Raw genomic sequence first — 25,491 nt, 5'->3', positions numbered from 1 at the left:
GAGTAATAAACGAGAGAGTTTGTCGTGCTTCTTTGAATCACATATGGATGCAATGGGATTGAGGTCGCCACCGATTCCTGGATGATTCAATCCAGGATGAGATGTGTACGATACGACTAGTAGCTATCGCGCCGAACTGCTGCCTTGGGTCCCCCATGGCCGTTCAGGGGCGTCTGGTGCCGGGAAATGCTCTGTGCTGCACGGCATTGAAGGATGAAGGGGTAGACATGGGTAAGCGCGCTCCCGATGGCGATGTGTCTCGCGGCCCGGGTGAGGCAGAGACGGGCTTGCTCACTCCTCCGAGCGGTACACGTAGTGAGGTGGCCCACGAGAAGGCCCTCCGGTCGGCGGAATCTCTTTTGAAGTCCGGTGGCATGAAGGCTGCGACCATCGATGCGATCTCCGAACAGTCGGGCGTCAGCAAGGTGACTCTGTATCGGCACTGGCCGTCGCGGCAGGCGATCGCTGCTGAAGCATTCGGTGTGCTCATGGCTCGGCATCTGACGTTTCCCGAGACCGATAGTGCGCAAGCTGATTTGAACGACTATCTGGGTGACATCGGAGAGTTCTACCGGGGTCCACTCGGTTCGATCTTTGCCGAACTTGTCGGTGCGTGTGCCAACGATCCGACGACGGCGGCATACTTCCGCACTTTCTTTCTCGACGAACGTCGTAGAGGCTTCGCCGAACTGATTCGGCGATGTGTGAATTCCGGCTACTTCCGCGAAGACATCGACACCGAGGAAGCGATCGATCTGTTCTTCGGGCCGTTGATCTACCGGATGTTGGTCGGGCACGCGAGTATCGACGACAACACAGTGCGCTCGATCATCGATCACGCAGTTCGTGGGCTCCGGAGTGGCGACCAAGAGGATTGACTGTTGAGATCCCTTGTGCTGGAGAGGGTGATCCGCCCTCTCCAGCGTTGCGACGTGTGTCAATTCGGTACCGTCAGCTGAGCATCTTCAGGACGTTCTGGTACTCACCGTTCATCTCGGCATGACGAAGCGGCTTGGCGGCCTCGACCACGATCTCTGTGGCGTTGTTGTCAGCCTTCAACAGAGCAATGGTTTCTGCGACGTAATCATCAAGGGGTAGGGCAGATTCCGAGTTCTCCTGGCCCATCAGCGTGGTACGGACTCCTGGTGGGATGAGTTCGATGCACTGGATCGAGGTATCGGCAAGTTGTACGCGCATGCTCTCTGTGAAGAGATGAACAGCCGCCTTCGTCGCGTTGTACGTGGGCGTGATGGGTAGCGGGACGAAGCCGACAGCGGATGAGACAGTGACGATAGTGGCGCTGGGCGTCGTCAACAGATGCGGGATGAACTGGCCGACCAAGCGAATTGTCCCGAGGAGGTTCGTCGTAACCGTTCGCTCGGCGATGTCGAGGAAGTCCGGGTTCTTCAAGTCTTCCGGGTACATGATTCCTGACATTGTCACGAGAACGTTCAGGTCGGGGTAGTCGTGTGTAACGGATTCGTATGCCTCCCGAATGGAATTCGGGTCGTCCACATCGATGACGACGGTGCTGATCTTAGGATTCTTGTCCGAGATCTCCTGCAGCAGAGCGGAACGCCGTCCGCCGACGATTACCTTGTTCCCCTCGTTCTGTAATGCCAGTGCGAGTTCGAGACCGATGCCGGACGTTCCGCCCGCAATGAAGATGGTATTTCCTGAGATGTTCAACTTTTGAATCCTTGCTTTGGGAGGGGAGTCGACGTGACCACCGTGATCGATTTGAGTTGGGTGTATTCGTTGAGAGTCTCGAGGCAGAACTCTCGCCCGAGCCCGCTTTCCTTGAATCCTCCGAAGGGAACGCCGCCGCCCAGGTTGAAGTACTGGTTGATCCAGACGCAGCCCGCGTCAAGACGATCCGCGGTTTCCATCGCGTTTTTCAGGTTTGAGGTATAGATCCCAGCAGCAAGACCGTACGGGGTGTCATTTGCTTCTGCGATCACATGCTCGTAGTCGTTCCATCTGAGGACGCACAGGACCGGTCCGAATATTTCGTCCTGTGCGATTCGCATCGAGTTGGTCACCTCGAGAATCGTCGGCGCGACGAAGTTTCCGGCTTCGAATCCCGGCACTTGTATCAGATTCCCGCCTGTAATTAGCTGTGCGCCTTCGCCGATTCCTGATTCGATCATGGAGATCACACGTTCGGCGTGTTCCTGGTGGATCAATCCGCTCAGTTCGGTGTCCTCGTTCAGTGGCGGCCCGACTCGCATTGAGCGGAATGATGCGACAAGTTTTTCCACGAAGGTGTCGTAGATATCCTCGTGGATGAAGAGACGTGTTCCGGCCAAGCAGGATTGGCCGTTGCACATGAGGACACCCGCGGTGGCATCGGCGACCACTGCGTCTACATCCTCGATATCAGGAAACACGATGCTGGGACTCTTGCCACCGAGTTCGAGCGTGGTCGAGATCAGCCGTGAGGCTGCGGCGTGTGCCACGAGTCGGCCGACTTCGGTGCTTCCCGTGAAAGCGAGTTTGCTGACTTTCGGGTGGTCTATCAGGGCTGCGCCGGCCTCCCCGCCAAGACCAGGGACAACATTGAAAACGCCTGCGGGAAACACGTCGGCGGCGATCCTCGCCAGCTCCATGATCGAAACACAGGCATTTTCATCAGGCTTGAGTACCACGGTGTTTCCCGCAGCCAGAGCAGGTGCAATCTTGAACGCCGTCATCACCACGGGATCGTTCCAGGGAATGATCTGTCCGCAGACGCCCAACGGCACTCGCTTCGCGACCAGGTATCCCGATGCCAACTCGCGGCCGAAGCCATGGTGGGCCAACGAGATTGACGCGAAGTATCGCAGGTGCGAGATGGCGGCTCGATAGTCCTCTCGCATCTCCCTGATATGTCGCCCGGTATCCCTGCACTCGAGTTGGGCAAGTTCTTCGGCTCGATCCTCCACGAGCATGGCAAACTGCAAGATTTGTGCGGATCGTTCTTCTGTGGTCAGGTTCGCCCACGCCGGAAATGCCCGCCTGGCGGCTTCGACCGCATCATCGATCTCCGTGGGCCCGCACCGAGACAGTGTGGCGAGTAGAGCGCCGGAAGCGGCGTCACGCGCCTCGAATGTGGATGTGCCCATGGCTTGGAACGCTCCATTGATGAACGCACCGTATTCACGAACTGCTTGACCCTCCATGGGACCTCCTAGGTCGGTCAATCATTGACTTCAAAAGTGTACTGTACGTTTCGTACACTTGTCGATGATTGTTAGTACCCGCAGCTGAAAAGGGTTGGAAGAAAGGCCAGCTAGAGCAGTGTTCTGCTCGTGTTCTCAGGACCTGGCGGCAAGAACGCCGGCCGCCTGCTTCATTGCTTGTGAGACGTACCCGGTACCGATTTTGACGCCGCCCAGCCACTCGGTGAGTCGGGCCGCTTCGGCCTCCAGAGAGCGCCGCGCAGACGCTGACACGGGTTCGATGAGGCGCAGATGGACGACCCCGGCTTCGTCCTGGATCCAGCAGCCCACGACGCGGCCGTCGACCCATGCGCTGGTACCGGCGTTGCCGCGGGTGTCGAAGAGTTGGTTGCGGTGCGGTCCGAGATAGAAGTCGCGGCCCTTCCAGCCCATGATCGTCGGGTCGAGCACGGGCAGGAGCGTCACCCAAGGACCGGGATCCCCTACCTCCGCGACGTCGTTCGGCAGCAACCAGCCTGTGCCACCGCCGTCGAGTGTGACTGCAACGGCATCGAGTTCGGCGAGGGCAGCCCGGACGACCGTCTTCGTCGAGCCCAACCACCAGACGATGTCGTCTTCCGTCCCCGGCCCGAAGGTGTAGAGCCAGCGTCGGACTATTTCTCGGTATCCGTCTGCGGGTTCGACGTCAACGGATTCGAGAGCGACGGGGGCGTCGTCGAGCCAGTGCCGAGTAAGAGTCCACAGTGGGCGCGAGGTGGGGAAGCGTCCGGTGTTGGTGCCGCGCATGATGTCTGCGGTGGCCCCGAGGTGAGTGAGAACCCTGGGTGCCGACCAGATTTCACCTGCCGAACCCTCGACCTTCACATCGATCATCGGCACCGCCTGACGGACGTCGACTGCTGAAAGCCCTTCAGGCGCATCGGCCAGCAGTGACAGTACCTCGGAGCGTGCGCGATCGAGCCAGTCGTTGCCGTCGACGGCGAGTCCGGCTTTGACTACGTCCTTGGACATTCGAGCACGCTCGGTGTTGGCGACCCGGGCGGACGCACTCGACCACGCGGCCGGCAGCAAGTCTCGGGGAAAAGTGAAGAGTGTGCGGCGCATTGCCAATTGCTTCACGAGGCTTCGCTGCTCGTACAGGGCGCGGTCGACGTCGGCGGCGTCCAACGACCGAACCCTCGCCCAGCAGGACAGGTAGACCGTCGCCGACTCGGTGGCGTGAAGCACCGTCATGGCATTGGTCGCAGCTTCGGGAGAATCGACGAGGAATGCGGGAGCCAGCGCATGACGTATGCCCATGCGTGCACGGCGTTCGTCGTCGGAGACATGGCGCATCAGGACATCGTGCCACAGTCCAGGTGCGACGTATCGGCTAGTTGCGCGAGGGTTCGGTTGCGCCAGTAGTCGTCGTGTCGGAGATGGGTGATTGCACCGGGCGTGGTCGCGAAGGTTGCAAACCCTGCGGCTTCGACGGGGATCTGCAACCAGGCGGAGATGACGAATGTGTGTGCAAAGCCGTGTGTTACGACGATGTGGTCGTGGTCGAGGTCGGTCATCAATTCGTGAACGCATTCGCCGACCCTCGACGCGATTTCGCGGCGGGTCTCGGCACCGGCAACGGGGCCACGGTGATCGAGGCGGTTGTCGTCGGGAGCCGGGACCTGCCGCTGGGCCAGCCAGGAGTTCGGGCGCCCTTCTGCTTCTCCGAAGCTGATTTCGCGCAATCGAGAGTCTGTTGTCGCCGGAACTTCGAGTGTCCGGGCGATGATTGCGGATGTCTCAGAGCATCGTTCGAGGTCGGACGAGGTGATGCAGATCGGGCGCGAAGCTCCTGTGCGTCGACGCTTCATCTCTTCGGCGATCATTTCTGCATCACGCCGGCCGGCAGGCGTGAGAACCGAATTGTGCCAACCCCCGACCACATCCTGCGCGGTGTGTTCGGCATGAGGATGAGTGACGACGTAAAGATCCTGCACGAGTCCCCTTTGCTTACACCTTTTCCGGCAACAGTATTCCAGGATTGAGGATTCCACGTGGATCCCAGGACGATTTGATCAACTGCATTGCGGCGATATCGGCCTCAGTGCGCCCCAGCGATATCCACGGCGACTTCGCGCGACCAATCCCGTGCTCGGCGCTGATGCTTCCATGGTGGGCGGCGACGAGTCGGAACACCGTATCGGTCAGTTCGTGGGCGACCCTCGGCTCCGCATCCAGAAGGTTCACATGAATGTTTCCGTCGGCGAAGTGCCCGAACAGGATTGGTCGAACGAGGGGGAAACGATCGACCAACGTCTCTCGGAGGCTTTCGATGAACGTTCCCATCACGGACAGGGGGACGGAGATGTCGAGTTTGACCACCGGCGTCGTCGACGAAGCGCTGATGCTTTCGGTGTGGCTTTCCCGCAGGGTCCACGGCTTCCGCGCCGGACCAGGCTCTACAGTCGCGTCCTCGATGAGATCGGCAGAGTCGGAGAGAACCTCCAGGAGCGACTCTTCCGTCTCGCGCGGCGACGAAACCTCGATCAGTGTGTACATCGGTGAAGGGGTGCCGAACGGGCGACGTGCATCGGTGTGTGCACAAACGAGGGAGATGCCGTCGTCAGTCATGATCTCGGCGGCTTCGACGGTCAATCCGCTCTGACGCACGCGATTACACAAATGAAGCGCTTGATCGACGTCGCGCACACCGGCGAGCACAACCTGGGTGTCGGTCGCGGGGGTGACCAGCTTCATCAAGACCTTGGTGATGACGGCAAGAGTTCCCTCGCTGCCGGCGAGTAGCCCTGGAATGTCGTAGCCGACGTTGTCTTTGACGAGTGGCGTCCACCTGCTCAGGACGGAACCGTCGGCGAGTACTGCCTCGATGCCGAGGATCTGCGCCCGTGTATTTCCGTATCGGACCATGCGTGTTCCACCGGCATTGGTCGCGACGATGCCGCCGAGTGTCGCCGATTCCTTTGATGCCAAGTCGATTCCGAATCGAAGTCCGTGTGCAGAGGCAGCAAGGTCGGCGCGGGCAACGGTCACGCCGGCGCCGGCTGCGATTGTCCGGCCGATGGGATCGACGGATTCGATCGTCTCTAGACGTCTGGTGCTCAGCACCACGGACCCAGCCGAGGCGATTCCGCCCCCGACCAGTCCGGTGTTTCCGCCTTGAGGTGTGACGGGAACCCCCGCGTCGAAACAGGCTCGAAGCACCGCAGACACTTCGGAAGTGTTGCCCGGTCGAATGACCGTGATCGCGTCGCCGATCCAACGTCCCGTCCAGTCGCGTGTGTAGCCCTCGATCAGTTCGGGATCGGTGAGGACGTGCGCTTGGCCGACGATCTCCGCGAGGGCATCGAGAAGCCTCGCATCTGTTGCAGGTTCGCGTGGTTCCGTGAGTGTTCGGGGGTTCATGTGCAACCTTGTGATCGATCGGGTGACAATTCTTCGGAAGACAAGCGGTGGAACTTCCGTGAACTCGATCCTCCGACCTCAGGTGATGCCGTGTCCAAGACCAAGTAGTGACACGACCATCTGTTCTTCTTATAATCGCCGTATGAACCTGCAGCGCGCCCGTTATCTGATCGCTCTGTCGGATCACGGCAGCTTCACTCGCGCCGCAGCGAACGTCCACGTAGCGCAGTCGGCGCTCAGTCAGCAGATCAAGGTGCTCGAGCGCGAACTCGGGGTGCCGTTGGTGGATCGTCGTGGTCCACAGTTCACCTTCACCGACGCCGGCCGGGTAGCGGTACGAGAGGCGCGCTTTTTGCTCGGGTGTGCGGACCGGGCGGTCGAACGAATTCGGTTGGCCGCGCGTGGTGTGGATGGGGAACTGCGCATCGCGTACACCCGCTCGTGGGCAGGCGGCGCAGTCGCGGATCTGGTCAGCACCTATCGAAAGCTGTACCCGGGCGTGGAGGTCGTCGTCCATCGTGGCACTTCAGCGCAGACAGTTGATCTCGTCCGAAGCGGAGCGGTAGACATCGCGGTTGTGCGCCCGCCACTCGATGACGGTGATCGCGAACTTCCCCTGATTGTCCTCGATTCGGAACCGATACTGGTTGCGGTTCCTGTAGACCATCCATTCGGGGGCCGAGCGACACTCGAACTCGGAGATCTGATGGACGTCCCCGTTGTGTTCTGGCCCGAGGAGAATGCACCTGGAATGTATTCCCATACGCTCGAACAACTTTGGCCGAACAGCACTCCGGATATCGTTCGCTTCGAAGCTGACGACGAGCAGGTCCTCCACGCCGTCGCGGATGGGGTGGGTATTGCGCCGATCCCCCAGGGCAGGGCACGGATGCTCCGGATCCCAGGGATACATCTATGTGAGATCGCCGGTGAGCAACCAACTCTCGACGTTGCAGTGACCTACCGCCCGGATAATCCGAATCCGGCGCTTGCGCCGTTTGTGGCGCTCGCTGAACGTGAAAGATCGTCAACGACTGCGTAGCGCATGAGATGCGGGGTGGGCGTTATCCGCTATCGAGGACCAGCATCATGGCCGTTGCGCGTGCTCGGTTCTCGAGGGTGTCGACGTGGAATCCGACGTGCTGGGACAGCTTCGACAATCGGTGCGCGACGCTGCTGTGATGAAGATGCATGGCATCGGCTGCGGCCCTCAATGTTCCGGATCGCAGATACGTCCTCAAGGTTTCCAGCAGTTCGAATCCCTGCTTGGTACTGCCGATCTCCTTGGCGAGAACTAGATCCGGAATTTTAGAGTGATCAATCCGCGCTCCCGGTGCCAGGAGGTTGAGGGCGCCGAGATCGTCCGCGTTCACGATCGGTGTTGTCGCTGACGCCTGTGTGCGAGCGAATCGTGCAGTGGCGACAACGGTATGCACCTCGGAAGCGGCTGCGGCCAAGGATATTCCGGCGCGGACGGAGGATGAGAGCGCTGCCTCGGACAGCTCGGGTGTCGGTGCGAACGAACCCGCCACGAGATTCAGATACTCGCCATCAGCTTCTATCCCAGCGGCTTTGCCAGGTGTGCAATCTTGCGAAATAACAAGGCGTGCACTGCTGGCAGCTGTGTCTGAGACTGCCTTGGTTGCCACTACACGGACTGGTGTATGGGGTTCGATACCGAGACCGGCACACGAGGTGAGCACCGCGAGCTCATCCATCGGGAACAACAAATTTCGACTGTGCTCGGCCACGGTAGGTAACCGTCGTGGTTGCAGGATTATCGCGGCGGTCAAGGCCATCCGGTCCACCAGCATTTCGTCGAGCGGCAAGCTCGTCCCGGCTCGCTCGATCCATACCGTCCCGAGAACGTCATCGTCTACAGCGATGTCTCTGGCCATACTCGGTGGGAGCTGAGGTTCGGGTGACCATCGGCCGCGCGGGTCACAACGGCGCAAGTTCTTCTTGCTGCGACCGTGTTCCACGATCTCGATACCCGCAACACAATCCGCCAACTGTGCGCTTGCGCGCAGCAGGGACGCCGTGTCGGCGCCGTGACGTACGAGGGAGTCGAAGTAGTCGATCACACGTACCAGGCCTGCCGAGTCTGCGTCGAGCTCGGCAAGCCGGTACATCAGTCCTTGCATCTTGCAACGCTACGAGACCGGTGACAGCGAATGCAACCCTTTCCGGAGCGCAGTGAGGGCTTCGGCGGCACCCCTTTCGCTGACCGCTGCGGTCGCGATAAATCCCGACCCGTGGAAGGTTCCGGGGAACGAGTGCAATTCCACGCTGACTCCCGCTTGCAGCAGCCGAAGGGCGTATTCGATTCCTTCGTCGCGGAGCGGGTCGAGTTCCATGGCGGAGAGGTAGGTCGGCGGCAGACCTGTGAGGTCGGTGGCCCGGGACGGTGCAGCGTAAATAGAAACGTCAGGATCTTCGGGGCCTGAATACGACTCGCCGAGGTAGTAGTTCCACGACAGGATGGCCTTGGGGCGGGTCCATCCTGGTGTGTCGACGAAGTTCGTCATCGAGACCGTTTCCAGGCGGTCGTCGAGAGCAGGGACTTCGAGGAATTGGAATGCCACGGGTACAACGCCCTCGTCGCGGGCTTTCAGTGCCGTGCCTGCGGCAAGTCCGCCCCCCGCGCTCTGGCCTCCGACTGCTATGCGGTTGGGATCTACACCTAGTTCCTCGGCGTGGGAGTGGATGTAGAGGAGGGCGGCGTAGCAGTCGTCGAGGGGGCCGGGGAAAGGCGTCTCAGGAGCGAGGCGGTACTCCACGCTGGCAACTGCGAATCCGAGTTCGCGTGCCACCTGGATGCAGAAAGGGTCACTGGATTCTGCTGTGCCGACTGCAAATCCGCCGCCGTGGATCCAGAGAAGGACAGGGGCAGGGCCGGCGGCGTTATCCGGAGTGAAGAAGCGAATCGGGACCTCCGGATCGCTGCCTCGACCAGGCGCGGATAGTTCGTGAAGCACGACTCCGTCGAACGACCGGTCGGCCAACATGGTGCGGATCAGCCCGTCGAACATGGTCCGAGCGCTAAGGACGTCCGTGAAGTCGATATTCGGCAACATGGAGATTGCTGCGGCGAGCTCGGGGTCGATAGTGGGAAATGTTGTCATGCACCCATCATCGAGCTTGCATGGGCTCGCGGCACCGGTGGTTTGTAGGAAATTGGGGAGTCTCTGTCCGACACCCGTCGGATCTCCCTAGGATGGCGCCGGTGGACAGAGTACATCTCGGGGTGGGTTCGAGCGATTCGGAAGTTGGAGCCAGGATCGGTGGACGCCCGCCGCAGGTTTTCGCTGCTCAGCCGATTTTGCAGACGCATGATTATCTCTTGACGCTCGGGGCACACACGGCGCGGTGGCTCGGTGAGCGAGAGCTTTCGGTTTTCATCCGTCGAGGTTTCACCATCGGCGACGACGACCTCGAATACCCGAACATCGGGGTCCGGGCTGTGTTGCACCCACCGTCATCGCGAAGTGCGGAATCGTCGGGCGCCCACGAGGGCCTGGGCAGCGCGGCGTTGATCAGGATTCCTCCGGACGACGACGTGATGCCGTTGGTGCGGATAGCTCCGCAACCGGTGCTCATCCAGAACGAACCGTCCTACGCCACTGCCGTCGAGGCGGACGGACACAGGTTCCTGTTCCAGATCAATGAGGAGGGGTGGCCGGTAGTCGACGAGTCCCACCCCGAGTTCGTAGAGGAGTACCTATTCGGTTACGGGTCGGCGTATTTCTACGGGAGCACTGACGCGACTGGGCTCGCACGTGAAGTTGTGCCGGGATTTCTCGACTTCTGACCGGCCCGACGGCTCGTCTGCCGATACCGTGGGCAGCGTATCTCGACCGGCGGTTATGTCCTCGGAAAATTAGTTTCGGAAGTTTGTCGATCGGTGAGTGTGCCGTTCGACGTGTAGGCAGAGGGGCCGAACGGAACGGCCCACAAACGAAGGAGATTCCCATGAAGTACATGCTGATCATGCGTTCCACCGACGAGGCCATCGAAGCATCCAAGGACATGGACTTCGACGAGATCATCGCTGCGATGGGGCAGTACAACGAGTCCCTGATCAAGGCAGGTGTCTTGCTGGCCGGTGAGGGACTGGCCATGGAGGAGGGATTCATCGTCGACTTCGAATCCGATCCTCCGCTGGTTTCCGACGGCCCGTACGGGGAGACGAAGGAGTTGTTCTCGGGATTCTGGATCATTCAGACCTCGACCAAGGACGAAGCATTGGAGTGGGCAAAGCGCTGCCCGTTGGGGCCGGGAAGCAAGCTCGAAGTGCGTCGGGTGAGTGAGATGTCGGACTTCGATCAGGACAACGAGTACATCCAGAAAGAGGCCGGCTGGCGCGAAGAACTCGGTACCGATCGCCCGGTCGCAGGCTGAACCATGACCGACGAGGCGGTGCGAGAGGAAACGAGAAAGGCTGTCGACGCGGTTTGGCGAATCGAATCCGCGAAGATCGTCGCCACGTTGACTCGCACCGTCGGAGATCTCGATCTTGCCGAGGACCTGGCCGCGCAGGCTCTGCTCGAAGCCGTCGAGCAGTGGCCTGCCACCGGGGTTCCGCGAAATCCCGCTGCCTGGCTGACATCTGTTGCGACACGACAAGCAATTGACGGGTGGCGACGACGTGAGAGGTTGGACGAGCGCTACGCCCACTTTGCGCGCGAACTCGAAAACGACGCTTCGCACTTCGACGACGTCAGCTGGGATCCAGATCGCATCGACGACGACGTCCTTCGGCTGATGTTCATCGCCTGCCACCCCGTGTTGAATCGAAAAGCGCAGGTAGCCTTGACTCTTCGGGTGGTGGGTGGGTTGACCACGGACGAGATCGCCAAAGCGTTCCTGACGCCGACAGCGACGGTGCAGCAGCGAATCGTGCGCGCGAAGAAGACATTGACTGCTTCGAAAGCGGTATTCGAAGTTCCAGGGCGAGAAGAGTTTTCGAAACGGTTGGGCGCCGTACTCGGAGTGCTGTACCTGGTGTTCAACGAAGGCTATGCAGCCAGTTCAGGGGACGAGTGGATGCGTGCGGATCTGAGTGCAGAAGCGCTGCGGCTCGCGCGGATACTGGCCGAGCTGGTGCCGGGGGAATCCGAGGTGCACGGCCTCGTCGCGTTGATGGAGCTGACGGCTTCACGATTCGGTGCCAGGACTACCTCGACGGGTGAGCCCATTCTGCTGGCCGACCAAGACCGGACTCGGTGGGACCGCCTACAGATCTCACGGGGACTTGCGGCGCTGGAACGGGCTGACGCCGTCGGGCGTGGACGCGGCCCGTACGGCTTGCAGGCCGCAATCGCCGAATGCCACGCGCGAGCAGCAACTTTCGAGGACACCGATTGGAAGAAGATCGTCATCCTCTACGAGGCTTTGGCGCAACTGGCACCCTCACCTGTGGTCGACCTCAATCATGCGGCGGCGGTATCGATGGCCTACGGTCCGGCCCCGGCGCTCGAATTCGTCGACAAGCTTGTCGCTTCAGGTGAGTTAGCCGGTTACCACCTGCTTCCGAGCGTTCGAGGCGAGTTGCTCAGTCAGCTCGGCCGATCCGAGGAGGCTAGGACCGAACTCCTCGAAGCCGCTCGGCTGGCCGGGAACGAGCGTGAGCGTGCAGTGCTGGTCGCGAAGGCGGATGCACTACTCCCGGATCTGCGATGAGTGGTCACGCCTGCGACGGATCGTCGTCAGGAACCATGGGCGGCATTCCTACTCCATAAGGATCGAGCATGTCCGCGACGCGTCGACCCCACCGTTCATGCGCGGACTGACGAGTCATTCCGGCCGCCCGGCCTATGGTTGTCCACGTTGCGCCGAATCTACGCAGGCTCATGACGCTTGCCGTCGAATCGATACCCGCTGCGAGCTGAATCCGGAAACAGGCCAACTGCCACGCCATCTGACGCTGCGCCGGGATATCGGTGTCCTGTTCCGCCTCCCACTCAGGGCTGCCAGGTAAAGGGTCCGTTCCGACAATCTTGTCTGCCTGAGTGCCGGCCTCGGTGATAGCGGCGTTGACCGTAGCGATCGCGGCGGTCTCGACCTTCGCAGTCAGGGCGCGTTCGATCAGGTCTTCCATGAGAAGTTCTCCTTTCGTCAGGACTAGCCTGACAGGCCCTCTCGAAATTTGTCAAGAACTCCCTGACGGATTCGTAGTTTGATTAATGCACGATCTATTTGTGTACTATCTAAATAGTCTCCGGTTCTGTTGACCGACGTCGAAGGGGTTGCTGATGAAGATCGTGGTTTTGTCATTCCTGATGGCGCTGACCTTGATGACGATCGGGATCATCGCGGCACGCAACCGCAGTACTCGACCTGCGGTGACTGGGGTCGTTACCGCTGCGTCGACGGTTCTCGCGGCCGCCTGGACTCTTTTTGCCGTGGCATTCGTATTGGCTTGATCGAGCTGCCGTGTCAGTGCGTCAGTGGTGGTGGTGAAGGAACTACGCAGCAGGTCAGATGCGTTTTGTGTGGGGCACGATGCCGCATACTCTGGCAGGCGTGGCAATCGCTGAAACGGACAGAAACTATGGCGGAAGGTCGGTCGCGGCTCGCAAGGCCGAACGCCGTTCCCTCTTCTTGAATGCTGCTCTCAGCGTGTTCGCAGACAAGGGGTATGCCGGAAGCTCGGTGGCAGACATTTGTGCGTCCGCGAGTCTGGCCAGAAGGCAGTTCTACGACGAGTTCGGCAGTCGCGAGGATCTACTCCTCGCGCTGTATGACCAGATTCAACTCGACGCCAGAATTGCAATGGTCGACGCACTCGATGCGGAGCCTTCGGTCAATCTCCGTGACAAGGCGGCAACGGCCATGGCCGCCTTCGTCGAGTCGGTCGGAAGTGACCCACGACGCGCACACGTTGCCTTCATCGACGTCGTAGGTGTCAGTCCTCGCGTGGAAAAGCATCGCGTGGACCAACGTTCGGTCTGGGCAACGTTTTTCGAATCGATCATCAAAGGGATTGTGGGCGACGATTACGAACCGCCGGGTGGTTACCGATGGGCGTCCACCGCCTTCATCGGCGCGCTTACCGCGCTGGTGCATCAGTGGAGCACTACGGAGCCTCGTCCTCCTGTGTCGGTACTGGTCGATCTGATGACGGTGCTCTTGAATGCGTTGATTGACGACGCACCCCTTCGTGCCGGCGAATAGGTCGCGAACACCAGGGGATTGTAATCCAGCCCACAAGGCTCTACTCTCGTCCTCACTATGTTAGACACTCGCATCTAACTTGTGTGCTCGTGACGAGAACTGCGGCAACACAAGGCAATCTGTGCTTTTCCGGGGAGGAATTGGTATGGGACGACGCTGGACAACTGACCGACAACGCGGGGGCTTGGCTATTGCCGTGATTGCAGTAATCGGGCAGATCGGACTTTCGGCACCTGCCTCAGCGGCGCCGGACGAAGGTGTTCCCACCCAAGTTCAGGTCCAGCCTGCCCTGCCGCCTGCGGTTGCACCGCCATTGCCTGAACTGGACCAGGCCTTCTATGAACCGCCTGTCGGGGTCGTCGAAGCCAGGGAGCCGGGTGAGATCATTGCCGCCCGTGCGGTGAATCTCGGTACTCTCAATCTGATTCCGGCCAACGTGGATGCGTGGCAGATCTCGTATCGATCCAATAATGCTGCAGGTGAAGCGATTCCAGCTGTAACCACAGTGATCAAGCCACGCGGCGACACGCGCGATGGAGGGCCGCGTCCGCTGCTGTCCTTTCAGATGGCAGAGGATTCACTCGGAAGCTACTGCGCACCTTCGTATGTCATGCAGCAAGGCGCGTTGCCGTGGCTGGTGACGGGCGCTGCGACCGGTGGGACTCAGTTCCTCGAAGTGCAGGCAGCGCTGGCGCAGGGCTGGGCATTGTCGGTCCCCGATCATCAGGGACCCAATTCTTCCTTCGCCTCCGGCCCCGTAGCGGCCCGGATCACGCTCGACGGTATTCGTGCCGCTGAGAACTTCGAACCCATGGAGTTGCAAGGGCGGTCAACTCGCGTAGGGCTGCTCGGATACTCGGGTGGATCGATTCCTACCGGTCACGCAGCTGAAATACGGCAGGCGTACGCGCCGGAACTGAACATCGTCGGAGTCGCCGAAGGTGGTGTTGCCGCGGATCTCGGCGCTTTGCTCGACAATGCCAACAACGCTCTAGGGGCCGGGATCGTCGCTGCCGGTGTCATCGGAGTGAGCCGAGAGGATTCGGAACTTGCCGGCTTCATCGATCAGCACATAAACCCCGCCGGCCGAGCGCTTTTCGCTGCCAAGGACAACCTGTGCATGCTCTGGACGTCGGCTGCAGTGCCCTTCCTCAACATCAAAGGTTTCCTCGATGTCCCGGGAGATCCCGTCCAACACCCCACGGTGAGAGCCGCGCTCTCCCGAGCTGCCATGGGCAAGTCGGTTCCTGATGTGCCGATGTACATCTATCAGTCGAATCCCGACTGGTTGGTGCCTGTGGGCCCGGTGAACAAGCTTGTCGACACCTATTGCCAAGATCCTTCTGCGAGTGTCGTTTACACCAGAGACCACTTCAGTGAGCACGTCAGCATGGAAGTCGTCGCATTGCCGAGTGCTCTACTGTGGCTTCGTGATCGGTTCGCTGGTGTCCCTGCCCAACAGGGATGCAGCACCTTCGACGCTGGATCTATGGCGCTTGATCAGAGGACCTGGCCAGTCTGGGTGGATGCGGTTGGTGAACTCGTCGCAGGCCTGTTCGGCAAGCCGATCGGGACCTAGTGGGTGACGTGATTCTGCGGTGGTGAGGAATTCTCACAAGGACTGCGTGTTGCACTGACTGGACGTTGTTTCATTGATCGGGCCTTGACGATGGTGTCTTGTCACCACTGGGTTCCTGTTACCGACGAAAGGTTGCGCGATGACAAAGCTGTTGTTTGCGGTCACTTCTGCAGATCACTGGACGCTGAAGGACGGAACACCCCACCCGACCGGGTACTGGGCGGAAGAGCTGGTCGAGGCGCATCGCGTTTTCGTCGACGCCGGCTACGACATCGTGATCGCGACGCCTGGCGGTAAAGCTCCCGTTGTGGACGAGGGAAGCCTGGCGCCCGAGGTGAACGGCGGGCAAGAAGGTGCCGACCGTTTGCGCAAGTACATCGCCGATCTGCAGCCGGTGCTCGATTCGCCGGAGATTCTGGAGAACGCCGATGCCGCCGATTACGACGTGGTCTTTGTACCGGGTGGACATGGACCGATGGAGGATCTTGCGGTGTCGGCATCCTTCGGTGAGCTTCTCGTGAACTTCTTGGACGCGGACAAGGTGGTCTCGGCGGTCTGTCACGCGCCGGCGGCACTCCTGCCGGCCCAGAGATCCGATGGAAGCTGGCTGTTCGACGGCTATCAGCTGACCGCGTTCACCAACGAAGAGGAGACGCAGGCTGGTCTGGCGGACAAGGCTCCGTGGCTGCTCGAAACTCGACTACGCGAATTGGGCGGCAAATTTTCGAAGGCTGAGGCGTGGTCGCCTTATGTCGTGGTGGACCGCAAGCTCTACACCGGCCAGAATCCGGCTTCGTCAAGGCCACTCGCCGAGCGGATTGTCGCCGACTTGGGCTGAGCATGACTTTTGGCACCGCATCGGAGGATCTCTTCGATGCGGTGCTCGGCTATGTTCTGTTGTGCCCGAACTCTTCTCAGGTTGTGAAGGTGGTGTTCGCCGGCCGCGGGTGCCGCTGCGGGTCGATCGAGGGCGGCGGGATGAACCACGGTTTGTTGTCGACCCCGATCCGGATCTCCCATTTGCCGACGAACCCGGATTTGCGGTGCATCAACCGATGATGCGAACGGCACAGCAAGACCAGGTTGTTCATCACCGTCGGGCCGCCGTTGGCCCAGTGCCGAATATGGTGCGCATCCGTCCATGCCGGCACGCATGTGCATCCGGGGAACGCGCAGCCTTTGTCTCTCGCGATCAATGCCACTCTCTGTTCGGCGGTGACCAACCGTTTCCCGGGTTTCACATCCAACGGCGCCCCGTGATCATCGAGCAAGACGGTCGAGAGGAAGCAGTCGCACCCGAGAAGCCTGGTCTGCGATACCGAGAGTGGTCCCAGCCAGGGCATGTGCCCTACATCGAGATCCGACACAGACCCACCATCGGTGGGTGTCGTGGCGCAGTCCCGGTGCTCGGCTAGATCCCGGGCGTTGATGTGTACGTTCACGTGCGGCCGTTGCCCACCATCCATTCCGGTGTTGGCGCAGTCCAGGTAGCGGCGGATCAGTTCGGTGAACCCGTCCGCAGTCCGCTTCGCCGCCGAACGAGCATCCGGCGTCCCATCCGGTGCCGGGGTGGGCATCGTCAGATTCGACAGGGCGGACAACAACATTTCGCCGGTGAGGGCATCGAAATCCCCACGCACCACCACCCGACCATTCAACGTCGAGGCGATCCGGAGTTCGTTGCGGTCGATATCTTCGGCGGGCGGAATCTCATCGGATTCGAAGATTCGCTCCAACGTCGCGATGACGTTCCGCACCTTCGTGGTCGTGGCCTCCACACCGGACGCGGCAGCCAACAACAAGTCGATGCACTTCGGTAGCGCTTCGTCCGGCATTCCCTTCGGCGGCGACTCACAAAACGCCACGATCAAAACAGCATGATCGAACGAACAATCCCCGCAATCGAACCGGGCTGCCACTGCCGGAAACGGCCGCAACGCCGCACCGAGAGCGGCGATCTTCTTCCCGTCCCGAACCTGCAGCATTGTGTTCGCCGCCAACCAGGAACCCGCGCCGCGGCTGGCGATCACCTGATCATCCGGGCGCAACGACAACTCGTCGACCACCGCCACCCGCACAGCCTCGAGACGCAGAATCTCCGCGCTCGCCGACACCGCAGCAGCACGTAACTCAGCAGCCGTCAACTGCCACAGACGTCCGCGTAACCCCACCGCAGAACCCGACACCACGTCCGACAGATAGACACTCATTGAATCCCCCGATCCCCTACCCAAAGCATACTCGAACACGCGTTCGAGTCAAGGGGAATTATCTGAGGGCGCGAATCAGTAGGGTGGGGTCCGCGACTACGAACAGATGACCGCCCCCGCTGACTTCTTCGAAGCGTGAGTGGGAGATCAAAGAGTGTGCCCAGCGGGCTACTTCGATGGGTACGTTTCCGTCTTCGGTTCCGTGTAGGAAAACCGTTGGTACCGAGATGGATTGAAACAATCCTGGCATCTCGTGGCGATACCGAGCCAAGTCGACAACCGCAGCTGACCCGCCCTGCGCGATCCCTTCGGATGAATCCAATTGGAGAGCGGGACGATGCGACTCGTCGGTCATGACGGCTTGATCGGCGGCCGGCCAGATCGAGACGGAGTCGCTGCGTAGCTTGGAGAACACTCCGGTTCCCGCGAGCATTGCGCCGGCCATGCGGGGAGCCCAGTTGGCGGCAAAATACAGCGCGGATACCAGTTTTATTCTGCGTCGCAAAGTATCTCGCGGCGCCCCGGGGATCATGGCGCACGCCAGCACCAGTTTCGAGACTCGTTCGGGAACGGCTGCAGCGACTGCGAGCGCGTAACCGCCGCCTCCGGAGAAACCCATCAGTGTGGCCGAGTCCACCTCGAGGTGATCGATCAGGGTGACGTAGTCGTCGTCCCAGGAATGAAATCCCTTGTCCGTGTAAGGATCCGTGCGTCCGAAGCCGGGTCGATCAGGGACTATCAGCCGTATGCCTGCCGTCGCAGCCGCGTTGTGGAGTGAGAGCCCCTCGTATCGGCTGCCAGGTGATCCGTGGGCCACGACTACCGGGTGGCCAGTCGGATCGCCGTACTCACAGAATGCGATACGACGCCCCGAGGCGTCGCGAATTTCGGTTGTGGTCACGCTGCTCGTCATGGTGTGTTTCCTTGCTGCGCGATCGACGCCACACCGTCCAAGATGAGGGCGACTCCGAACTCGAACCTTCGGGTGGGATCGTGATGAAGCGCGAACACCGATGCCTCGCGTCGATCGGCCGGTGCACTGTCGAAAGCGCCGCGTCCCAATTGAATTGCGACGTGTCCGGTGACGAAATCGTGTAGCGCGCCGTACGCGTACGTGGCCTGTTCGTCCTCGAGGCCGACCAAGGAAAGGGCGTTCACTACTCGGTGGGCAGTATCGTCGGCCCCGGGTGCTTCCAGTGATGCCTGCCGATGGGCTTCCAAGACCAGGGGATGGCGCATCAGGAGATCGTGGAGGCCGTAGGCGAACGTGCGGGCAACCCCGCGCCAGTCGGTCGGCCAGTCGATTGACGAGACGGCTTCGCCTACGAGAGTCGAGATCAGATCTCGCCTCAAGGCGTCGATGCCACCGGTTGTGCGGTGGACGGACATCGGCGATATGCCGAGTCGTTCGGCGAGCACTCGAAATGACACCGCATCCAGGCCGTCCGTATCGGCGATCTCTGCCGCGGCATCGAGAATCTGTCTGTGACTCAATGCTTTTGGTCGACCGGCCCTTGCAGAGCTGGCGGATTCGGATACCATGCTGACAACAATAGCGATACGCGTATCGAAATTACAAGTGTCTATTGACCTACAAGGAGCGCTGCCCGATGACTGATCTCCACCAACTGTCCGCCGTCGAACTTGCCGGTGTGATCGCCGCCAAGCAGGTCTCGATTCCCGAAGTCACCAGGTACTTCGTCGACCGTGCGACCACTTCCGACGACGTCGGTGCTTTCACGACGATCGCCGGGGAGCACGCAGTCGCCCTCGCCGAACAAGCACAGCGCAGGTTGGACGAGCGGGACGCCGGGCCCCTTCCGCGCCTGTTCGGCGTTCCGACGGCAATCAAAGACCTTGACGCTACTCGCGGCATTCGCACGACCTTCGGATCGGCGCTCTTTCGCGACTTCGTGCCGGACGCTGACGACGAGATCGTCGAGGCGATCCGAGAAGGTGGACTGATCGACATCGGTAAGACGACGGTGCCCGAGTTCGGGGCAGCCTGTTACACCGAGCCGGAAGTTGCTCCGCCTGCCCGCAGTCCGTTCGATCGCACACGAAGTGCTGCCGGCAGCAGTGGTGGCGCCGCAGCCGCCGTCGGAGCTGGTCTGGTTCCGTTTGCGCAGGGAAGCGACACGGCGGGGTCGTTGCGTTCTCCGGCGAGTACGTGCGGAGTGGTTGGCCTCAAGCCGAGCCGCGGTTTGATCACGATGGGCGTGGCGGGGCATGACAACTTCGGATTTGCGAGCAAAGGGCCGATCGCCCGGACGGTTCGCGATACCGCTGCGCTGCTGGACGTTCTGGCGACGCGACCTGGCGCCGGAACTATCCACCCGGCGCGGCCGAAGTCGTTCGAAGAGTTCGTCGTACAGGCTGGGGGAGTGCGCGCTCGGCCCTTGACTGTCGCTCTAGCGCATGGATCGGTCTCCGGCGGAGTCGTGGATCCGCAACTCTCGGACGCTGTATCGAAGGTCGGCAGTGTTTTGGAGAGCTTGGGGCACAACGTGTTCGAGCGACCTCAAGCCCGCGATGATGTTTTCGTCGATGCGTTCGTCAAGATGTTCTCGTCCTTGGCCGGCACCAAGCCGATCCCGGAGGAGTACGAGCACCTTCTCCGTCCGATAGTGCAGCACTTGCGAGTTCAAGCAAGCGGGGTGCCGTCGGGCGATCTGGCCGCGGCAATCGGAATTGTTCAAGCCTGGGCGCGGCGATGGAGCCTCGACTACGCCGACGCCGACCTTGTAGTCACCCCGACGGTGACGAAGCCTCCGCTCGCGATCGGGGAGTTGCGCAACGACGAAGATCCCGCGACCGAATTGATCGACATGGTTGCATTCACCGGAAACACCGTCGTCGCCAATGCAACCGGTTTCCCGTCGATCAGTCTGCCACTCGGTTGGACGGAAGACGGCGTTCCGCTCGGTGTGATGATTTCGGCGAAGTGGGGTTGCGACGCGGAATTGCTCTCTGCTGCTGCAATGCTCGAGGCCGAGATGCCGTGGAAGGATCGGTACCGATTCGACCGCGCAACCGTGCTCTAGTTCGGGAGCGGTACCCGGTCGCTCGCCGATGCGAACCCCAACCACGTGTGGCGGTTGCCCCACCAGCACCACCCGACCTTCGGGGCGTTGCGGTTGTCTTTGCCGTCGCGACCGGTTCCGTTGCTGATCCACACGGCGGGAGTCCTGGTGTCGAAAGATCCATCGGGCTTGCGCAATCGGGAGCCGATGGTCATGAAGCACTTTCCGCGTTCGAGGACGTCGGGGCGCTGCAGCAACCAGTGGATGCCTTCGGTGAGTGTCAGCGGCGTCCGGTCCGCCTCGACGATTGCAGGCAGTGCTTCGTCCGGGCTCCAATTGGCCAGGTGATCCCCGCGGTCGACTTCACCGAGCAGATACATCGCGGTGTCAGGTAACGCGGCCGGCTCGGTAGGAGCGAACAGATCGACGTCGGCCATGTCGACGACGATGAAGCCCCGCTTGTTCTTGTGTTCGAGCAGTGAAGCCAAAACAGAAGCTGGAGCGAGTCTTTCGTGCACGGTAAGCAGTCCCACATCGGCCTGTCCGGCTGCGGCGGCTGCCCTGACGTCGCCCGCAGAAAGTCCGGCCATCTCGTGTACCCCGAGTTCGATCAATCGCTCGGCCTGCTGATCGATGGGCGGGAGGTCGAAGTGCATACCTGCGATCCTACCGATCGTGAGCAGGCCGATCGGTGGGATCGGCGGTGAGGGAAGTCGGCCACGTGACGCCCAACGCGCGCATGATGAACGGGACGGTGGTTGCCACGACGCTGTCCACTCGGTCACCGGCCATGAGCATCGGCCGTCGGCTCTCCACGCAGGCGAGGATGAGTTGCGCCGTAGCGCCGGCGTCCGAATCGACAAAAGTGCCAGCGTCGATACCTTCCTGGACGAGTTGTTCGACCAGATCAGACAGGGGGACAATATGTTCGAGGAAGTTTTCGCGATCCTGCGCTGACAACAATTCGGCCAAAGCGATTCCCGTGAATCGCTGCAGTGAGAACTCGACGAGTGTCAGTTTGACGAGGATCTCGATTCGGTCGACAGGATTCTCGCGATCCGCGAGTTCACGCTCGGCCAGGAGCAGGAATCTATCCATCTCGCGGGTGGACCACGCAAGCAGTAATGCAGATTTGTCGGGGAAGTAGTTGTACACCGCTGTCCGCGAGACGCCGGCTGCCTGAGCCACGGTCTGCAGCTTCACGTTCTGCCAGCCCTGCTCGTGAAGTTCGTGAATGAACGCGTCCAACATGGCTTCTCGGGTAGCAATCTTGTGCTCCGCAGTTGTCGCGCCACCGGTCAGCTTCGGCATGGTCGTTCCTCCTGTGTCTGATTCACGGTCACGGGGAGGTCGAACAGATCCGCAACAAGGCGTGGATCACCCTGCCACATCGAGACGGGTACGAGCATCATCTGCTGCGCGATCGAGCGCACGGATCGACAGACCTCTTGCTCTTCGGCGGCGGTGAGGGTCGTGCGTTTGCGCAATCGCTCCATCTCCGCGGCAGTCAGATCAGTGATCCATTCTTCGGCCGCAAGCGCGAGGGGTGAATCCGGTGTCACGGCCGATCCAACTCGGCACTGGAGAACCGCGAAGTCATCACCGACAGCATGATGACGCCGACGACCGCGACGGCGTGTGCCGCCGCCAGCCAGAGCGACTCGGGTGCATGTTTGTGGAGAGTCGGCGCCATCAGCATGGCCATGAGGAGGGCGAGACCCGACAACATCGCGGGGCCGTTGGGTCGGCCGACAAGCAGGCTGACCAGAAGAACGAGCGCCACGACACTGCACACCACGTCCACCGTCGGGTAGGTGGCCGGCGCGACTCCGCGGACGGTGTCGGTGAAGTTCAGCCCGGTCGACACCAATTGTGCGAGGCCAGTCGCGCCGGCCAGCCAGGCCATCCATCGCAGCCCGTGAAGACCGGCTTTCCGCGCCAAGGTCAGAGGCTCCTCTGAGGATCCCCATGCTGCGGACGTCGGTGTTGTCACGGGCCTTCTCCTTTTTATGACGAGGTGTCGTCATAAAGTATCAGCGCATGAAAAGTGGGTTTCCTTCCGGTAGGTGACTGGCCTGCGTCGAAGGGATAGCGTCGAAGTACCGGCCGAAATGACAATCGCGGGGAGGTGGTTCGATGACGACCCCTGCCCACACGGATCGGCCCTCGTCGAAACAGAGTTGGTTGGCACGTGCGGCATTTGCGGCGCTGGTTCTTGCAGTCGTGGTGCTCCTGATTTTCGCCGGACTGAAGACCTTGACCATGCTGATCCTGGGGATCGGTGGGGTGGTCGTGTGCGTCGTAGCGGTGTACTGGTTTCTGACCACCCGCGGATTTCTCCGCTGGATCTCGTTGGCCGTGGCGGTTCTGACACCGATCGTGGTGCTCGCCTTCCTGGTCCGCGAACGACTCCTGTGGGTGGTGCTGCTCTCGATCGGGTTGTTCGTCATAGCCGGTATCTGCGCTCGCACCGCTTTGGAGGGGGAGGAGAAGGAACTGCCGGTAGTCGAGCGACCGGCGCCGCCGCCCGTCAAGCCTTTCTTCGTGATGAACCCGAACTCCGGCGGTGGCAAGGTCGAGAAGTTCGACTTGAAACGCAAGGCCGAGGAACGGGGAGCCGCGGTCGCACTGCTCGAGGGGCCGGAGAAGATCGACGTGACGGCCCTGGCCAGGCAAGCGGTCGCGGACGGCGCCGACCTACTCGGTGTTGCCGGTGGCGACGGAACTCAGGGGTTGGTTGCCGCTGTTGCGGCCGAACACGACCTGCCCTTCCTGGTCGTCAGCGCCGGGACGCGCAATCATTTCGCCGCGGATCTGGGTCTCGACCTCGACGATCCGTCACGGTGCCTCGACGCTCTTGTCGACGGCGTCGAGGTCACCGTGGATCTGGGAAATGTCGGTGGTCGAACCTTCGTCAACAACGCATCGTTCGGGGCATACGCCGAAGTTGTCCAGAGTCCGGAGTACCGCGACGCCAAGACCAGCACCTTTCTGCAGAAACTCCCGGATCTGCTCGCCGGACGTGCGGGAGCGGTGCTGACCGCGCGCTCCGCAAGCCTGTCTGCCGTGGGCCCACAGGCTGTGCTGGTCAGCAACGGACCGTACGAGATGAACGACCTGGCGGGGCTCGGCCATCGGCCGCGATTGGACCGGGGCACTCTCGGCATCGTCGCGATCTCCGTCGGCAGCGCCCGCCAGGCCGTCGGGTTGCTCCATCGGGCACATCAACACGGTCTGGCTCAGGGCACCGGATTCGAGGTGATCGTCGACGCCGACACCGACGAAATTCCGGTCGGCGTCGACGGCGAAGCTCTGGTGATGCGCACCCCGGTTCGGTGCACGGTCAGCCCGCAGGCACTCCGCGTCCGCGTCCCGAAAGATCGTCCCGGGGTACGCCGCCCCAGGCATGCCTGGGATCTGGTCCGATTGCGAGAGTTGGCGAAGTTCACGAAATCCGGCGCATGACCTGGCCGACGGCCAGAACTCCCTGTGGGTCATGCGTGTTCGCCAATGCGCTGAGCCAGTGAGCGGTGTCCTCGTCGTAGGTGCGGGCAATCTTCTCCGGGTCGACGCTCGGTGCGAAGTTGGGGAGAGCGCACCCGTTCGTCCAGGGCGCCATTGCGCGACTGAGAGCCTCGGCGTGCGGGACAACCGCGTCCGACATCGGTGGGGCGAGAACGCCGACCGTGAACAACGTGAAAGCGGCATCGCGATGACAGAAGGCGCTGCGGTGCTTCGGTTCTCGTGCGAGGGCGCCCCCGAGAAGACGTAGTTCGACGACTGTTTGCGGTGAACCGGACCCGGGGCCGACAGCGGCCAGCAGTGCGTCGACAGCCTCGTGTGACAGGTCGGTGGTCAATGCCGTGGATTCGTGCGTCGGCATTGGGTCGACAGGATCGGCATGCACTGCCCCGACGGCGGCGTACGGCAGCACGCCGACTGTGTCGATCAGTGGTGTTGCGACTGAACGGATTCGGTCGATCAGTGGCGTGGCATCGGATTCCTCGGCAAGACTTGCGAATCTGACAGCGAAGGTGAGCCTGCCGGCCAGCGGCGGCGGAACCTGTGGAAGGGGCGGAAGTTGCAGAAAGGCAATCGAGGTCGAGCTGTGTTCGGGCAAGTCGGCGCACCAATCCAGCCACGCGTGGGCAACCACGCTTGCATCTGCGCCGTCGAAATAGAGCGCGCCGCCGTAGAAGTGAGTGATGGGTAGTAGGTCGATCTCGATGGTTGTGACGATTCCCAGAGTGGCCTTTCCTCCGCGTAGCCCCCAGAACAGTTCGGCATGTTCGTCGGGAGTGACATGAATGAGTTCACCGCTGCCGGTGACGATGTCGAATGAACGGACGTGATCGGAGGACAGTCCGTACGTGCGCACCATCGGGCCGATGCCGGCGCCGGTGAGGAAGCCGGCGACTCCGACGGTGGGTGAAGAACCTGCCAGGGGCGCCAAGCCATGGGGAGCGGCGGCGTCGATGACGTCCTGCCAGATCAAGCCGGCGCCGATTCGGGCAGTGCGGTTTTCGGGATCTATGACGCACTCCGTGAGCCTGCCGGTGTGAACGAGCAGAACGTCGTTGCCGAGGGGTACCGCGCCGTGGCCGGTGCGCTGAACACCGACGCGCAGGCCAAGCTTCGCCGCGAATCGCACAGTCGCAACAATGTCCTGCGCGTTCTCGACAGCCACCACGGCACCGGGAGTGACCGGGACCGCAACATTCCACGGAGTCGCCAACTCGTATCCCGTTTCACCCGGCAGGGCTACGGAGCCGGTCACCTCTGCGCGCAGTGATTCGGCCGCGGCGTCGAGCGTGGGGGTCTGAAGGTTCATGGCTTTCCTTTCCTCATCCGTCTTCGGTCAAGGGAAGGATGTCCGAACGCGCTTGGGTGGTTCTTGACGTGCGTACTCGAACGAATCCAAGTTTTGTCCAAGCACGTTT

The 25,491-nt window shown here is 61.4% G+C and carries 27 protein-coding genes; 11 read left to right on the top strand and 16 right to left on the bottom strand.

The annotated features are described in order from the left end of the window. The first annotated feature begins 227 nt into the window (after window positions 1-227). Complete coding sequence (locus G8767_RS09235; RefSeq protein WP_166809942.1) at window positions 228-878, top strand: TetR/AcrR family transcriptional regulator; 651 nt, start codon at window positions 228-230, stop codon at window positions 876-878. Between the two features lie 73 nt (window positions 879-951). On the opposite strand, the gene G8767_RS09230 is transcribed toward G8767_RS09235, so the two are convergent. The 5 genes from G8767_RS09230 to G8767_RS09210 form a co-directional block, all read right to left on the bottom strand. Next, complete coding sequence (locus G8767_RS09230) at window positions 952-1,689, bottom strand: SDR family NAD(P)-dependent oxidoreductase (protein WP_124567195.1); 738 nt, start codon at window positions 1,687-1,689, stop codon at window positions 952-954. Then, entirely contained in the window at window positions 1,686-3,161 is a 1,476-nt protein-coding gene (locus G8767_RS09225) for an aldehyde dehydrogenase family protein (protein WP_124567194.1), read from the bottom strand. The genes G8767_RS09230 and G8767_RS09225 overlap by 4 nt, the downstream gene beginning before the upstream one ends. A 135-nt stretch (window positions 3,162-3,296) precedes the next feature. Beyond that, entirely contained in the window at window positions 3,297-4,496 is a 1,200-nt protein-coding gene (locus G8767_RS09220) for a winged helix DNA-binding domain-containing protein (RefSeq protein WP_124567193.1), read from the bottom strand. Continuing rightward, window positions 4,496-5,137, bottom strand: a complete 642-nt coding sequence (locus G8767_RS09215; protein ID WP_124567192.1) for a histidine phosphatase family protein — start codon at window positions 5,135-5,137, stop codon at window positions 4,496-4,498. Before G8767_RS09215 ends, G8767_RS09220 begins: the two co-directional genes overlap by 1 nt. 13 nt (window positions 5,138-5,150) lie before the next feature. Further along, a complete protein-coding gene (locus tag G8767_RS09210; protein ID WP_166809941.1) occupies window positions 5,151-6,563 on the bottom strand; it encodes an FAD-binding oxidoreductase in 1,413 nt (470 codons plus the stop codon). A gap of 142 nt (window positions 6,564-6,705) precedes the next feature. Between G8767_RS09210 and G8767_RS09205 the strand changes: the two genes are divergently transcribed. Then, a complete protein-coding gene (locus G8767_RS09205) occupies window positions 6,706-7,605 on the top strand; it encodes a LysR family transcriptional regulator (protein ID WP_166809940.1) in 900 nt (299 codons plus the stop codon). Between the two features lie 22 nt (window positions 7,606-7,627). Here G8767_RS09205 and G8767_RS09200 read toward each other — a convergent pair whose 3' ends face one another. Both G8767_RS09200 and G8767_RS09195 read right to left on the bottom strand, forming a co-directional pair. Next, entirely contained in the window at window positions 7,628-8,707 is a 1,080-nt protein-coding gene (locus tag G8767_RS09200) for a PucR family transcriptional regulator (RefSeq protein ID WP_240952060.1), read from the bottom strand. A 9-nt stretch (window positions 8,708-8,716) separates the two neighbouring features. Then, window positions 8,717-9,688: an alpha/beta hydrolase gene (locus G8767_RS09195; RefSeq protein WP_166809939.1), complete on the bottom strand. Its 972-nt coding sequence runs from the start codon at window positions 9,686-9,688 to the stop codon at window positions 8,717-8,719. A 92-nt stretch (window positions 9,689-9,780) separates the two neighbouring features. Here G8767_RS09195 and G8767_RS09190 point away from each other — a divergent pair, with 92 nt between their 5' ends. The 3 genes from G8767_RS09190 (at window position 9,781) to G8767_RS09180 (ending at window position 12,245) form a co-directional block, all read left to right on the top strand. Further along, entirely contained in the window at window positions 9,781-10,374 is a 594-nt protein-coding gene (locus G8767_RS09190; RefSeq protein WP_124567188.1) for a hypothetical protein, read from the top strand. A gap of 161 nt (window positions 10,375-10,535) precedes the next feature. Further along, window positions 10,536-10,964 carry a YciI family protein gene (locus G8767_RS09185; RefSeq protein ID WP_007735729.1) on the top strand — a complete coding sequence of 143 codons (429 nt, stop codon included), beginning with the start codon at window positions 10,536-10,538 and terminating at the stop codon, window positions 10,962-10,964. A 3-nt stretch (window positions 10,965-10,967) separates the two neighbouring features. Further along, window positions 10,968-12,245, top strand: coding sequence for an RNA polymerase sigma factor (locus tag G8767_RS09180; protein ID WP_166809938.1), 1,278 nt, complete (start codon window positions 10,968-10,970; stop codon window positions 12,243-12,245). Between the two features lie 4 nt (window positions 12,246-12,249). Here G8767_RS09180 and G8767_RS09175 read toward each other — a convergent pair whose 3' ends face one another. After that, a complete protein-coding gene (locus G8767_RS09175) occupies window positions 12,250-12,663 on the bottom strand; it encodes a hypothetical protein (RefSeq protein WP_166809937.1) in 414 nt (137 codons plus the stop codon). Window positions 12,664-12,817: 154 nt separating this feature from the next. Here G8767_RS09175 and G8767_RS09170 point away from each other — a divergent pair, with 154 nt between their 5' ends. From G8767_RS09170 to G8767_RS09155, 4 genes are all read left to right on the top strand, one after another. Then, window positions 12,818-12,988 (top strand): hypothetical protein, encoded by a 171-nt coding sequence (locus G8767_RS09170; RefSeq protein ID WP_166809936.1) that lies wholly within the window; start codon window positions 12,818-12,820, stop codon window positions 12,986-12,988. Between the two features lie 58 nt (window positions 12,989-13,046). Next, on the top strand, window positions 13,047-13,739 hold the full coding sequence (locus G8767_RS09165; protein WP_095971769.1) for a TetR/AcrR family transcriptional regulator: 693 nt from the start codon (window positions 13,047-13,049) through the stop codon (window positions 13,737-13,739). Window positions 13,740-13,884: 145 nt separating this feature from the next. Continuing rightward, window positions 13,885-15,318 carry a lipase family protein gene (locus tag G8767_RS09160; RefSeq protein WP_206029129.1) on the top strand — a complete coding sequence of 478 codons (1,434 nt, stop codon included), beginning with the start codon at window positions 13,885-13,887 and terminating at the stop codon, window positions 15,316-15,318. Between the two features lie 139 nt (window positions 15,319-15,457). After that, a complete protein-coding gene (locus G8767_RS09155; protein WP_095971771.1) occupies window positions 15,458-16,156 on the top strand; it encodes a type 1 glutamine amidotransferase domain-containing protein in 699 nt (232 codons plus the stop codon). A gap of 76 nt (window positions 16,157-16,232) precedes the next feature. On the opposite strand, the gene G8767_RS09150 is transcribed toward G8767_RS09155, so the two are convergent. From G8767_RS09150 to G8767_RS09140, 3 genes are read right to left on the bottom strand one after another with little or no spacing between them, the layout of a single operon-like run. Next, window positions 16,233-17,528 (bottom strand): HNH endonuclease signature motif containing protein, encoded by a 1,296-nt coding sequence (locus tag G8767_RS09150; RefSeq protein ID WP_166809935.1) that lies wholly within the window; start codon window positions 17,526-17,528, stop codon window positions 16,233-16,235. 58 nt (window positions 17,529-17,586) lie between these two features. After that, window positions 17,587-18,441: an alpha/beta hydrolase gene (locus G8767_RS09145; RefSeq protein WP_166809934.1), complete on the bottom strand. Its 855-nt coding sequence runs from the start codon at window positions 18,439-18,441 to the stop codon at window positions 17,587-17,589. After that, complete coding sequence (locus tag G8767_RS09140) at window positions 18,438-19,070, bottom strand: TetR/AcrR family transcriptional regulator C-terminal domain-containing protein (RefSeq protein WP_206029128.1); 633 nt, start codon at window positions 19,068-19,070, stop codon at window positions 18,438-18,440. The genes G8767_RS09145 and G8767_RS09140 overlap by 4 nt, the downstream gene beginning before the upstream one ends. Before the next feature lie 68 nt (window positions 19,071-19,138). On the opposite strand from G8767_RS09140, the gene G8767_RS09135 reads away from it, so the two are divergent. Further along, complete coding sequence (locus tag G8767_RS09135) at window positions 19,139-20,572, top strand: amidase (protein ID WP_095972381.1); 1,434 nt, start codon at window positions 19,139-19,141, stop codon at window positions 20,570-20,572. Here G8767_RS09135 and G8767_RS09130 read toward each other — a convergent pair. The 4 genes from G8767_RS09130 to G8767_RS09115 are packed head-to-tail and all read right to left on the bottom strand — an operon-like array spanning window position 20,569 to window position 22,544. Then, the gene (locus G8767_RS09130; RefSeq protein WP_166809933.1) at window positions 20,569-21,207 is read right to left on the bottom strand and encodes a DUF5701 family protein; all 639 of its coding nucleotides are present in this window, start codon (window positions 21,205-21,207) and stop codon (window positions 20,569-20,571) included. The two genes, G8767_RS09135 and G8767_RS09130, sit on opposite strands and share 4 nt — an antisense overlap. A gap of 10 nt (window positions 21,208-21,217) precedes the next feature. Next, complete coding sequence (locus G8767_RS09125) at window positions 21,218-21,862, bottom strand: TetR/AcrR family transcriptional regulator (RefSeq protein ID WP_166809932.1); 645 nt, start codon at window positions 21,860-21,862, stop codon at window positions 21,218-21,220. After that, complete coding sequence (locus tag G8767_RS09120; protein ID WP_124567178.1) at window positions 21,850-22,113, bottom strand: hypothetical protein; 264 nt, start codon at window positions 22,111-22,113, stop codon at window positions 21,850-21,852. Before G8767_RS09120 ends, G8767_RS09125 begins: the two co-directional genes overlap by 13 nt. Continuing rightward, complete coding sequence (locus tag G8767_RS09115) at window positions 22,110-22,544, bottom strand: hypothetical protein (protein WP_166809931.1); 435 nt, start codon at window positions 22,542-22,544, stop codon at window positions 22,110-22,112. Before G8767_RS09115 ends, G8767_RS09120 begins: the two co-directional genes overlap by 4 nt. Window positions 22,545-22,687: 143 nt before the next feature. Between G8767_RS09115 and G8767_RS09110 the strand changes: the two genes are divergently transcribed. Beyond that, window positions 22,688-24,016: a diacylglycerol kinase family protein gene (locus tag G8767_RS09110; RefSeq protein WP_166809930.1), complete on the top strand. Its 1,329-nt coding sequence runs from the start codon at window positions 22,688-22,690 to the stop codon at window positions 24,014-24,016. On the opposite strand, the gene G8767_RS09105 is transcribed toward G8767_RS09110, so the two are convergent. Beyond that, window positions 23,997-25,382 (bottom strand): FAD-binding oxidoreductase, encoded by a 1,386-nt coding sequence (locus G8767_RS09105; protein ID WP_166809929.1) that lies wholly within the window; start codon window positions 25,380-25,382, stop codon window positions 23,997-23,999. The two genes, G8767_RS09110 and G8767_RS09105, sit on opposite strands and share 20 nt — an antisense overlap. Window positions 25,383-25,491 lie beyond the last annotated feature (109 nt).

The organism is Rhodococcus sp. IC4_135 (assembly GCF_011602025.1).
Lineage (GTDB): Bacteria > Actinomycetota > Actinomycetes > Mycobacteriales > Mycobacteriaceae > Rhodococcus_F > Rhodococcus_F baikonurensis.
This window is presented reverse-complemented; position numbering and strand designations above follow the sequence as displayed.

Excerpts from the sequence above, each read along its gene's own strand:
- G8767_RS09185 (WP_007735729.1), top strand. The coding sequence starts at position 10,536 with ATGAAGTACATGCTGATCATGCGTTCCACCGACGAGGCCATCGAAGCA.
- G8767_RS09175 (WP_166809937.1), bottom strand. The coding sequence starts at position 12,663 with ATGGAAGACCTGATCGAACGCGCCCTGACTGCGAAGGTCGAGACCGCC.
- G8767_RS09155 (WP_095971771.1), top strand. The coding sequence starts at position 15,458 with ATGACAAAGCTGTTGTTTGCGGTCACTTCTGCAGATCACTGGACGCTG.
- G8767_RS09150 (WP_166809935.1), bottom strand. The coding sequence starts at position 17,528 with ATGAGTGTCTATCTGTCGGACGTGGTGTCGGGTTCTGCGGTGGGGTTA.
- G8767_RS09160 (WP_206029129.1), top strand. The coding sequence starts at position 13,885 with ATGGGACGACGCTGGACAACTGACCGACAACGCGGGGGCTTGGCTATT.
- G8767_RS09140 (WP_206029128.1), bottom strand. The coding sequence starts at position 19,070 with ATGGTATCCGAATCCGCCAGCTCTGCAAGGGCCGGTCGACCAAAAGCA.
- G8767_RS09145 (WP_166809934.1), bottom strand. The coding sequence starts at position 18,441 with ATGACGAGCAGCGTGACCACAACCGAAATTCGCGACGCCTCGGGGCGT.
- G8767_RS09110 (WP_166809930.1), top strand. The coding sequence starts at position 22,688 with ATGACGACCCCTGCCCACACGGATCGGCCCTCGTCGAAACAGAGTTGG.
- G8767_RS09225 (WP_124567194.1), bottom strand. The coding sequence starts at position 3,161 with ATGGAGGGTCAAGCAGTTCGTGAATACGGTGCGTTCATCAATGGAGCG.
- G8767_RS09130 (WP_166809933.1), bottom strand. The coding sequence starts at position 21,207 with ATGCACTTCGACCTCCCGCCCATCGATCAGCAGGCCGAGCGATTGATC.
- G8767_RS09220 (WP_124567193.1), bottom strand. The coding sequence starts at position 4,496 with ATGCGCCATGTCTCCGACGACGAACGCCGTGCACGCATGGGCATACGT.
- G8767_RS09125 (WP_166809932.1), bottom strand. The coding sequence starts at position 21,862 with ATGCCGAAGCTGACCGGTGGCGCGACAACTGCGGAGCACAAGATTGCT.
- G8767_RS09205 (WP_166809940.1), top strand. The coding sequence starts at position 6,706 with ATGAACCTGCAGCGCGCCCGTTATCTGATCGCTCTGTCGGATCACGGC.
- G8767_RS09180 (WP_166809938.1), top strand. The coding sequence starts at position 10,968 with ATGACCGACGAGGCGGTGCGAGAGGAAACGAGAAAGGCTGTCGACGCG.
- G8767_RS09200 (WP_240952060.1), bottom strand. The coding sequence starts at position 8,707 with ATGCAAGGACTGATGTACCGGCTTGCCGAGCTCGACGCAGACTCGGCA.
- G8767_RS09135 (WP_095972381.1), top strand. The coding sequence starts at position 19,139 with ATGACTGATCTCCACCAACTGTCCGCCGTCGAACTTGCCGGTGTGATC.
- G8767_RS09170 (WP_166809936.1), top strand. The coding sequence starts at position 12,818 with ATGAAGATCGTGGTTTTGTCATTCCTGATGGCGCTGACCTTGATGACG.
- G8767_RS09210 (WP_166809941.1), bottom strand. The coding sequence starts at position 6,563 with ATGAACCCCCGAACACTCACGGAACCACGCGAACCTGCAACAGATGCG.
- G8767_RS09105 (WP_166809929.1), bottom strand. The coding sequence starts at position 25,382 with ATGAACCTTCAGACCCCCACGCTCGACGCCGCGGCCGAATCACTGCGC.
- G8767_RS09165 (WP_095971769.1), top strand. The coding sequence starts at position 13,047 with ATGCGTTTTGTGTGGGGCACGATGCCGCATACTCTGGCAGGCGTGGCA.
- G8767_RS09190 (WP_124567188.1), top strand. The coding sequence starts at position 9,781 with ATGGCGCCGGTGGACAGAGTACATCTCGGGGTGGGTTCGAGCGATTCG.
- G8767_RS09195 (WP_166809939.1), bottom strand. The coding sequence starts at position 9,688 with ATGACAACATTTCCCACTATCGACCCCGAGCTCGCCGCAGCAATCTCC.
- G8767_RS09235 (WP_166809942.1), top strand. The coding sequence starts at position 228 with ATGGGTAAGCGCGCTCCCGATGGCGATGTGTCTCGCGGCCCGGGTGAG.